The following is a 1,141-nucleotide window of genomic DNA, read 5'->3' as shown; positions in this document are numbered from 1 at the left end:
GGCCGATGGCGAAAGGCTCAATCTGTTCCGCAATTCAGGAGACGAAGCCAATCCAAAGCTGACGGCCTCGGTCGTGGAAGACGTCGCAAACGAGAACAAGGGATCCGGTGCGCGTCATCAGAGCAGCTCCGCCAATCCGGACAACAGTCAAATCGAGGAGGACAATTTTGCGGCCGGAACCGCCGAACTGCTCAACCGACACGTCCTCGGCGGAGAAATCGCCAATCTGATCATCATCGCCGCTCCTCGAACGCTTGGCGAACTGCGCAAGCACTATCATCAGAAATTATCGGACGTTCTGATTGGCGAAATCGCCAAGGATCTCACCGGCCATTCGGCCCACGAGATAGAGAAGGCAGTTGCCAGCGCCTAGACGCATAATCGACAGAACTCAAATCTGCATCGCGCCCGCGCTCTGATCGTATTCGCGCCTGCGTCGAATTGAAGGACTTTATCATGACAAAATCCATTGGATGGTTGGCCGCAGCAGTGCTTTGCATTACAGCGCCTGCTCAGGCCGCTGACGGCGCCTTTCTGAAATCGTTTGCCGGCAGCTGGGTTGGCAAGGGCACGGTCAAGGTCGACGCTGATTCCCAACCCATCAAAATCAACTGCAAATTTGCATCTGACGCGACTGAAAGCTCATTGGCGCTTAACGGCAAGTGTACAGGTTACGTGGTCTTCTCGCGGGCGATCGGCGCCGACGTGAAGACGAATGGCAAAACCTATACGGGCATATACACCGGATCGAGCACCGGTCCGGCTGGCCTCAGTGGCGGTCGATCAGGCAACGCACTGGTTCTAGGCATCCATTGGGCAAAGGAAGTCAATGGCGACCGTACGGCCCAGCTGAGGCTGGAAAAAGTTGGTGACAATGGGATGCGCCTAACGACGATCGATAAGGATCCGGCGACGGGCAAGACCATTGTGATCAGTCGGATTGATCTCAGCCGCTCCTAGCGTCTGGTCGGCAAATATCCGACGCCTCGCTAGTCGAAGACGGGGCTGCCGGGCCGACTATTACGTGAGCTCGTAGTAAAAATCGCAAATCAGGTCCGCGACTTTGACGGCTTCAAAGTCAGTCATGTGCGCAGCTGTCTCAACAGCCACGACCCCCATATCGTCCTGATCGATCGCCAGA

General features: G+C 56.1%; 2 protein-coding genes. Both read left to right on the top strand.

The features are described 5' to 3' along the window. Positions 1–373, top strand: a 373-nt coding sequence (locus EN925_RS36820; protein WP_128337415.1) for a host attachment protein, incomplete at its 5' end; no start/stop codon positions are given. Positions 374–456: 83 nt separating this feature from the next. Beyond that, the gene (locus EN925_RS36815) at positions 457–960 is read left to right on the top strand and encodes a hypothetical protein (protein ID WP_127369786.1); all 504 of its coding nucleotides are present in this window, start codon (positions 457–459) and stop codon (positions 958–960) included. The last annotated feature ends 181 nt before the right edge of the window (positions 961–1,141 follow it).

Origin of the sequence: Mesorhizobium sp. M7A.F.Ca.US.006.04.2.1 (genome assembly GCF_004022915.1) — a bacterium.
Taxonomy (GTDB): Bacteria; Pseudomonadota; Alphaproteobacteria; order Rhizobiales; family Rhizobiaceae; genus Mesorhizobium; species Mesorhizobium ciceri.
The sequence above is the reverse complement of the archived record's forward strand: the minus strand, read 5'-3'. Positions and strand labels throughout refer to the sequence as shown.

Coding starts and splice junctions, on each gene's coding strand:
- EN925_RS36815 (WP_127369786.1), top strand. CDS start 457: ATGACAAAATCCATTGGATGGTTGGCCGCAGCAGTGCTTTGCATTACA.